The sequence below is a fragment of the Paenarthrobacter sp. TAF1 genome (assembly GCF_052113825.1).
In the GTDB taxonomy this organism is placed as follows: domain Bacteria; phylum Actinomycetota; class Actinomycetes; order Actinomycetales; family Micrococcaceae; genus Arthrobacter; species Arthrobacter nicotinovorans.
The window spans coordinates 249,786-257,918 of the sequence record NZ_JBFRDO010000001.1 but is presented as its reverse complement, the minus strand read 5'-3'; the positions used below and the strand labels follow the sequence as shown (position 1 = coordinate 257,918).

8 protein-coding genes are annotated in these 8,133 nt (G+C 63.8%); 6 read left to right on the top strand and 2 right to left on the bottom strand.

What is annotated here, in order from left to right; all coding sequences use genetic code 11:
• Positions 1 to 15 precede the first annotated feature (15 nt).
• The 6 genes from mihF to AB4Y81_RS01140 all read left to right on the top strand — a co-directional run bounded on the left by mihF (position 16) and on the right by AB4Y81_RS01140 (position 6,076).
• Entirely contained in the window at positions 16 to 342 is a 327-nt protein-coding gene (gene mihF, locus AB4Y81_RS01165) for an integration host factor, actinobacterial type (RefSeq protein ID WP_039241672.1), read from the top strand.
• Positions 343 to 363: 21 nt separating this feature from the next.
• Complete coding sequence (gmk, locus tag AB4Y81_RS01160; protein ID WP_018777725.1) at positions 364 to 936, top strand: guanylate kinase; 573 nt, start codon at positions 364 to 366, stop codon at positions 934 to 936.
• A 38-nt stretch (positions 937 to 974) separates the two neighbouring features.
• A complete protein-coding gene (rpoZ, locus tag AB4Y81_RS01155) occupies positions 975 to 1,235 on the top strand; it encodes a DNA-directed RNA polymerase subunit omega (protein WP_017197559.1) in 261 nt (86 codons plus the stop codon).
• 27 nt (positions 1,236 to 1,262) lie between these two features.
• On the top strand, positions 1,263 to 2,525 hold the full coding sequence (coaBC, locus tag AB4Y81_RS01150; RefSeq protein ID WP_441994884.1) for a bifunctional phosphopantothenoylcysteine decarboxylase/phosphopantothenate--cysteine ligase CoaBC: 1,263 nt from the start codon (positions 1,263 to 1,265) through the stop codon (positions 2,523 to 2,525).
• A 72-nt stretch (positions 2,526 to 2,597) separates the two neighbouring features.
• Positions 2,598 to 3,827: a methionine adenosyltransferase gene (metK, locus tag AB4Y81_RS01145; RefSeq protein WP_039241670.1), complete on the top strand. Its 1,230-nt coding sequence runs from the start codon at positions 2,598 to 2,600 to the stop codon at positions 3,825 to 3,827.
• 149 nt (positions 3,828 to 3,976) lie between these two features.
• Positions 3,977 to 6,076: a primosomal protein N' gene (locus AB4Y81_RS01140; RefSeq protein ID WP_193590591.1), complete on the top strand. Its 2,100-nt coding sequence runs from the start codon at positions 3,977 to 3,979 to the stop codon at positions 6,074 to 6,076.
• A gap of 17 nt (positions 6,077 to 6,093) precedes the next feature.
• On the opposite strand, the gene AB4Y81_RS01135 is transcribed toward AB4Y81_RS01140, so the two are convergent.
• Together AB4Y81_RS01135 and AB4Y81_RS01130 are read right to left on the bottom strand one after the other, a co-directional pair.
• The gene (locus AB4Y81_RS01135; protein WP_039241667.1) at positions 6,094 to 7,185 is read right to left on the bottom strand and encodes a glycosyltransferase family 4 protein; all 1,092 of its coding nucleotides are present in this window, start codon (positions 7,183 to 7,185) and stop codon (positions 6,094 to 6,096) included.
• The gene (locus tag AB4Y81_RS01130; protein WP_189075525.1) at positions 7,182 to 8,126 is read right to left on the bottom strand and encodes an alpha/beta fold hydrolase; all 945 of its coding nucleotides are present in this window, start codon (positions 8,124 to 8,126) and stop codon (positions 7,182 to 7,184) included. Before AB4Y81_RS01130 ends, AB4Y81_RS01135 begins: the two co-directional genes overlap by 4 nt.
• Between the last annotated feature and the right edge of the window lie 7 nt (positions 8,127 to 8,133).

Below are 8,133 nucleotides of genomic sequence, written 5' to 3'. Positions count from 1 at the left end.
GACAGGGGTTCGGCAGTGGGCCTGAAAGAGCTGACACCGCAAGAGCGTGCCGATGCGTTGGAAAAGGCTGCCAAGGCCCGGGCCGTGCGGGCCGCGGCCAAGGAGCGGCTGAAGCGTGGAGAAGTGAGCATCGCGGAGTTGATCTCCTCAGGCGCCACTGACGAAGCGATCGCGCGCATGCGTGTGGTGGAGTTGCTGGAAGCCCTGCCGGGGATTGGTCCCGTCCGGGCGGCCGGGATCATGGCGGATATCGGTATTGCCGGATCCCGGCGTATCAGGGGGTTGGGAATCCACCAGGCCCGGGCGCTGGTAGATTTTATGGATACCCAACAAAGCGTTTGACGCATCTCCCCGAAGGAATCCGTGAGCAAGAATCCTGGACTGACCGTCCTTGCAGGCCCCACTGCCGTTGGCAAAGGAACCGTATCCACGTACATCAGGGACAACTATCCAGAGGTTTGGCTTTCGGTTTCAGCCACCACCAGGGCCGCCCGTCCGGGTGAAAAGGATGGTGTCCATTACTTCTTCAAGTCAGCCGAAGAGTTCGATGCCCTGGTAGCCGACGGCGAACTGCTGGAGTGGGCCGTAGTTCACGGCCAGAACCGCTACGGCACCCTTCGCAGCACCGTCAACGCTGCGATCGCCGAGGGCAAGTCCGTCCTCCTCGAGATCGACCTCCAGGGTGCGCGGCAGGTCAAGGCGGCTGTGCCCGACGCCAACTTCGTCTTCCTGGCTCCGCCCAGCTGGGACGAAATGGTCCGCCGGCTGGTTGGCCGCGGCACGGAAACCGCGGAGGAACAGCAGCGGAGGCTGGAAACCGCTAAACTGGAACTTGCTGCTGAACCGGAGTTTGACCACACCGTCATTAATGACGACGTTCGCCGGGCAGCGGACGAGCTTGTTTCACTCATGGGGCTTACCCCGCACGGGCGCTAAAGCGCCTGTTTGTTGGCCCGCTAGAATTTGGAGAATTCGTGTCCACGAACCTTGAAGGCATCATCAACCCGCCGATCGATTCGCTGCTTGAGGCTGCCGATTCCAAGTACGGCCTGGTGATCTTCGGCGCCAAGCGTGCCCGCCAGATCAACGCTTACTACGCCCAGCTGCACGAGGGCCTGTTCGAGTACGTCGGTCCCTTGGTTGACACCAAGCTGAACGAGAAGTCGCTCTCGATCGCCCTCCGCGAGATCAACGAAGGCCTTCTGGTTTCCACGCCGATCGAGCCCGCAGAATAAAGCAGACTGCCTGTTGACGGAGGTCACGTGCGCATAGTCCTCGGAGTCGGGGGAGGGATTGCAGCCTACAAGGTTGCATCGCTCCTCCGGCTTTTTACTGAAGCCGGCCATCAGGTGACGGTCATTCCCACGGAAGCAGCCACCCGTTTTGTTGGGGTTGCCACGTGGGAGGCCCTCTCCGGCAACCCGGTGAGCAACAGCGTCTTCGACGACGTCGACAAGGTCAACCATGTGCGCCTGGGGCACCAGGCCGACCTGATCGTCATTGCACCCGCCACCGCTGATCTCCTGGCCCGGGCGGCCACCGGGCAAGCAAACGACCTCCTCACCAACACCCTGCTGATGGCCCATGGCCCGGTACTCTTCGCGCCCGCGATGCACACCGAAATGTGGCAGCACGCGGCGACCCAAGCCAATGTGGAAACGTTGCGCAGCCGGGGAGCAACGGTTCTGGAACCTGCTTCCGGGCGACTCACGGGTGCCGATTCGGGTCCGGGCAGGCTCCCGGAGCCGGACGCCATCTTTGCTGCGGCCATTGCCTTGGCAGAGGCCTCCGGTACGTCGGATAGTGCCCCACCGACGTCGGCGACGCACGCATCACTCGTGGGCAGGACAGTTACGATTTCCGCCGGTGGAACCAGGGAAGCCCTGGACCCGGTCAGGTTCCTGGGCAACCGTTCCTCGGGCAAGCAGGGCGCTGCCTTGGCCACCGCTGCCTTGGCCGCCGGCGCCAAAGTCCGTTTCCTGGCCGCGCACATGGACGTAGAGCCGCCGGCCGGCGTCGAGCTTGTCCGCGTTGAGTCAGCCCTGGAACTGCGCGAGGCCGCGCTGAAAGCAGCAGTGGATTCCGACGTCGTCATCATGGCTGCGGCGGTTGCGGATTTCCGTCCGGCTGAGGTTTCGGACACAAAAATCAAGAAGGTCGACGGCGAGGACGCACCTGTTGTGCGCCTGGTCCGGAATCCTGACATCCTGCGCGAGCTTGTCCAGAGCCGGACCGCTGAAGGCGGCCGGCAGTTGATTGTCGGCTTTGCGGCGGAAACCGGGGACGCGCAGGGCGATGTACTGGAGCATGCGGCAGCCAAACTCAAACGCAAGGGCTGCGACCTCCTCGTTGTCAATCAGGTGGGTGTTGGCCGGGTCTTCGGGCAGGACGACAACTCTGTGGTCATCCTTTCCGGCCATGGCGCTGAGCCGCAGTCCGCTGCCGGGTCCAAGACAGACGTCGCCGCCGCAGTGATTGACCGGGTTGGCGCCGAACTCGCACAGGTCTTCCCGGCATGTGACTGAGCCCACGCCTGAATTCTTCGCAAAGGGACACACGGCAGATCACGTGATCCCGCAACCCAGTAAGGTGGTCGAGTGACTTTACCGCTGCACCATGAACACCATGGCACCCCGTCCAAGCTCCGCCTCTTCACTTCCGAGTCGGTTACTGAAGGGCACCCGGACAAGATCTGCGACCAGATCAGCGACTCCATTCTTGACGCGTTGCTGGCCGCGGATCCTGAATCCCGCGTGGCCGTTGAGACCATGGCCACAACCGGCTTGGTGCATGTGGCCGGCGAGGTCACCACTGATGCTTACGTCGAAATTCCGCAGATCGTCCGTGAGACCATACTCGGAATCGGCTATGACTCCTCGGCCAACGGTTTCGACGGCGCCCGCTGTGGCGTTTCGGTCTCGATCGGCCAGCAGTCCAACGACATCGCGGGCGGGGTCTTCAACTCGCTTGAGGCCCGTGAAGGACGCCAGGAGGACGACTACGACCTCCAGGGTGCCGGCGACCAAGGCATCATGTTCGGTTACGCCAGCGATGAAACGGCGTCCTACATGCCGACTCCCATCTGGTTGGCGCACCGCCTTTCGGAGCGTCTGACCGAAGTCCGCAAGAACGGCGAACTTGCCTACCTGCGGCCCGACGGCAAGACCCAGGTGACGGTAGGGTACGACGGCGACCGGCCGGTTTCCGTTGAAACCGTTGTGATCTCCAGCCAGCACGCTGAGGAAGCAAGCCTAGATCAGCTCCGCGCGGACCTCGCAAGCTACGTCATCGAACCCGTGCTGGCAGCGTCAAACCTTGACCTCTCCCGCACGGCCAACATCCTGAACCCTGCAGGCGCTTTCGTCATCGGCGGCCCCGTCGGGGATGCCGGTCTGACCGGGCGCAAGATCATCGTGGACACCTATGGCGGATTCTCCCGCCACGGCGGCGGTGCGTTCTCCGGCAAGGATCCGTCGAAGGTGGACCGTTCTGCTGCCTACGCCATGCGTTGGGTCGCCAAGAACGTCGTGGCTGCCGGTCTTGCCAAGCGCGCCGAGATCCAGATCGCCTACGCCATTGGCCAGGCCCGGCCCGTGGGTACCTACGTTGAGACCTTCGGCACGGAGACTGTGGACCCTGCCCGCATCAGCGAAGCGATCGACGAACTCTTTGATCTCCGTCCCCGCGCCATCATCGATGCCCTGGACCTCAAGCGGCCCATCTACGCCAAGACTGCTGCACACGGCCACTTCGGACGGGATGAGCCCGACTTCACCTGGGAGCGGCTGGACCGCGTTGCGGACCTGAAGGAATACTTCAACGCCTGATGTGTCCCGCGGACTGCCTCGATGTTGTTTTGTCGGTGGTTCGTGATTGGCTTTAGCCAGAGAGATGCCCGCAGCGGGTCAATCCCGCTGCGGGCATCTCTCGTTGACAGTGAAGCGGTCTTCCGTGTGATGAGTTGGAGGTGACGGGCATGGCAGCACACGATGTCCAGCCATCGTTGCTCCAACCCTCGCTGTTGCAGGGTTTCCCCGACCGGATGCCGGCCAATGGACCTCCGCTGGCTGCGTCGAATCCGGTAGCGCGCGTCATCCTGGAGTCATCCCTGCCCCATTTGGACAGGCCCTTTGACTACAGCGTTCCCGCCGAACTCGCTGATGCGGCTTCTCCAGGCGTCCGGGTGAAGGTGAAGTTCAACGGCCAGGAACTCAACGGCTACATCATCGAGCGCCGGGGGTCCTCGGATGCGGCCCACCCGCTCATAGCCTTGCATAAGGTTGTGTCCCCCGTAGCGGTCCTGACCCCAGCCGTCTCCGAGTTGGCGGCCACCGTGGCTGCACGCTACGCAGGTACCCTGAGCGACGTTCTCCGGACAGCTGTGCCTCCCCGTGTGGCCAAGGTGGAGAAGGAACTTCTGGCCGGGGATTTGGACGCCGATGTCGCGGAGCTGAAGCCGTTCACGGACGCTCACGCCTGGGCGGCGTACTCCAACGGCAAGTCCTATCTGCAGCACCTCGCCAGTGGCGGTTCGCCCAAGGCTGTCCTGACGGCCCTCCAGGGTTTCGGAGCGGCTGGCTGGGCGGCCCTGGTCGCATCAGCTGTAGCCACAGTCCGCTCCTCCGGACGGGGCGCGGTGGTGGTGGTTCCGGACTACCGCGACCTTGAGCAGTTGGAGTCCGCCCTGGCCAAGGTCCTGCCGTCGTCTGACGTAGCCAGGCTCACCGCGGACGATGGGCAAACGCCCCGTTACCGGAATTTCCTGCGGCTCCTGAGCGGTGCGGCCGGGGTGGCTATCGGCACCCGCTCTGCTGCCTACGCACCGGTCAAGGATCTGGGCCTGGTGGTGTGCTGGGATGACGGCGACGACCTCCACATCGAGCAACGCGCTCCCTACGCCCATTCCCGTGAGGTGTTGTTGCTCCGGGCCGAGCAGGAGGGCGCGGCTTGCCTCATGGCCTCCCACAGCCGCAGCACAGAGTTGCAGCGACTGGTGGAAATGCAGTGGGCGGCGCCGATCGAAGCGCCCCGCACCACAGTCCGCTCCACGGTGCCGCGCGTCCTCAACACCGCTGACAGCTTTGAGCAGGAACGCGACCCCCTGGCCCGGATCGCCCGTTTGCCGGGTGCGGCATGGCGGGCGGCCAAAGAAGGCCTGGAGCGCGGCCCCGTCCTGGTGCAAGTGGCCCGCGCGGGATACGCGCCGTCCTTGGTGTGTGAGACATGCCGTGAGCTGGCCCGCTGCAACGCCTGCCAGGGGCCGTTGGCGGTCTCCAGCAGTTCGGCCATGCCGGCGTGCCGCTGGTGCTCCACACCGGCTCCTCAGTGGCGCTGCACGCACTGCAACGGAACCAGGCTGCGCCGGGGAGCCGCAGGTGTCATGAGGACCGCGGAGGAGCTGGGCCGGGCGTTCCCCGGCAAGCCGGTGGTCACCTCGTCCGGCGAGAACATCAAAGCCATGGTCCCCGATACTCCTGCCTTGGTGGTGGCCACGGTCGGCGCAGAGCCGGTTGCTCCCGCCGGATATGCCGCAGCCCTGTTGCTCGACGGCAATTCCTTGCTTCGACGGGAAAACCTGCGTGCGGGGGAGGACACCGTTCGCCGCTGGTTCAATGCCGCTTCCCTCGTGAAGCCTTCCGGCCAAGGCGGACTGGTAGTGATCACCGCGGATGACACCGCGGCCACGGGCGCACTTTTGCGCTGGGACGCTGCAGGATATGCCTCCAGGGAGCTCGCGTTGCGCAGAGAGCTCCAGCTACCGCCCGCGGTCCGAGTGGCTTCCGTCACCGGCTCAAGGGCCGACGTCGGGCATTTCTCCGAGGCTTTCGAGGCCAGCGCTCCGCTGGCCTCCGGCGCCAAACTCCGCAGCGCTGGACCGGCCCCGGTGCAATTGTTCACCGGCACGTCCCCCTCTGCGGCCGAAGAAGCCGATGCTGATGTCAGGACGCTGTACTTCATTCCGTATGCCGAAGCCGCAGAAACGACTCGCGCCATGCGTGCTGTCAAAGCCGCGAACGCTGCCAAGCGCACGGCCGGGCCGGTGCAGCTGCGCCTGGACGGGGTCGACGTCCTCTAGGCGCCAAGGTGCCGGACTCAGTACAACCGAGACTTGCGCCGGCGCAGGTTGACGACTTCTTCAGCCGCGGCGAGAAGTTGCCGTGCCGACTCGTCCCAGTTGAACTTCGATGCCCGTTCCACCGAAATGCGGGACCGCTGCTGCCACAATTCCCCGTCACCGAGGGCGGTTACTGCAGCAGAGAAGTCAGTGGGCGATTCAGGATCAACGTAACTGACGGCCTCGCCACCGACCTCCCTGAAGATCGGGATATCGCTGGCAATCACCGGGGTACCGAGGGCCATGGCCTCCACCAGCGGCAGCCCGTATCCTTCAGCGCGCGAAAGGCTGATCAGTGCGGTTGCCCGGAGCAGGAGGTCGTCGTATTCGGCGTCGGTTACACCGTTGTGGAAGATGACCTTGGCGCCGGCGGGAACGATGGCTTCCAGTTCTGCCCGGCGGTCCGCAGTGATGCGGCTCAACAGGTGCAACGTAAATTCCGGCAACCCGGCCATTCCCCGGATCATGGTTTCCACGTTCTTGTAGGGCATGAACGAGCCCATGTACAGCAGGGTCTTGTCGGCACCTGCTGCCGGATCCCGTGGTGTTTGTCCTGGCTGCGGAGCATTACCCACAATCCGGACCGGCCGCTTGGTCAGCCTGTATTTGGCCATCAGGGCTTCGGTGGTGTGGCTGATGGTGGCGACGATATCGGCCCGGTTCAAGAGCAACCGTTGGGGCCAGAAAGCCTTGTGGTACAGCCGCCACAGGAGGCGGACCGGGGCGGGAAGGAAACCCGGGGGAGCGGGGTGTTCGTAGTAGATGAGGTCGTGGAGGGTGAGAACCAGTCCGTACTTGCGCCCCAACGTGCCCATGGTCTGCATCGGGCAGACCACCACATCGGCGCCCAGGGGGTTGACCTTCCGGGCAACGAACAGCTCCAGTGGGGAAAGGGGGCTGTTGACCATCACATACGGAACGTCAGGCAGCAGGGCGAGTTGGCGCTTGTCGCTGACCAGCATGGTGACGTCCGCGAGTTTTGACGTGGCGGCTATGAGGCTGGAACCGTAGCGGCTGATGCCATCGTGGTGGTCCGTTCTGGTAAAGCGGGCGTCGATGACAATTTTCACGCGGGGTGTTCCTCCAGGAAGGTGCGGATCGCTGCTGCTGCGGGGGCCGGGGTTTCGTAGTGGATCAAATGCCCGACGTCGGGAATCACTTCCAGCGTAGCGTCCGGCAGCCGCTCCATCAGCTTGTGCTGGTTCGGAAGGGTGGCGATCTCATCCTTTTCCCCGGCGACGAGAAGGACCGGGAGCTTCAGTTGTTCGGCTACTTCTGCTACGTTGCCCGAGACCGACGCCTTGAAGGATTCGAGCAGGCTTTTCCTGTCCGCGAAGGCGCTGAAGTAGGCATCGTGCTGGCCGTGGATGAAGCGGCGGAGTGCTTTGTCCTTGGTCTTTGCCATGGTGATGCTCATGACGCGGACGACCAAGCGGTTTCGGAGGACAGCGAGTCCCACTCGGCGGGGAAGCCTGGCGGATGCCTGGTAGTACAGCACGGCAAGCTTGGTCATGATGCCCTTGGGACCTTCCAGAGCCGGAGCGGCAATGGGGTTGATCAGGATCAACGGGTAGATGGCATCGGGATGCGAAGCAGCGAAGTGGCTGGCCACTATCGAACCGAAGGAGTGGCCCAGCAGGACGGTCCTGGGACCCAAGCCGAGCGCGGTCATGAAGCTGGAGATGAATTGCCCGTAGCGCTCAACGGTGTGTTCATCATCCACGAACGGCTCCGAGCTTCCGAACGCCGGCAGGTCGGGCATGATGATGCGCATTTCCGGAAGCTGGTCCACTACGCGCAATAGACCGTGATGGTCTCCCCTGAAGCCATGGATGACCAGGATGGTGCGGGTCGTGGACGTGGCCTTGGCTGGTTCGTACGTCCAGTAGGCGACCGTGCTGCCGTCGACTTCGATATCCGAAGCGGTAGTCCGTCCGGCGAGGGCTTCACTGAAGAATCCATTGGGGGCCTGCGAGCCCTCGGGGGAGTGCGCGGTGTCCACTTTTTCCATGGAGGTA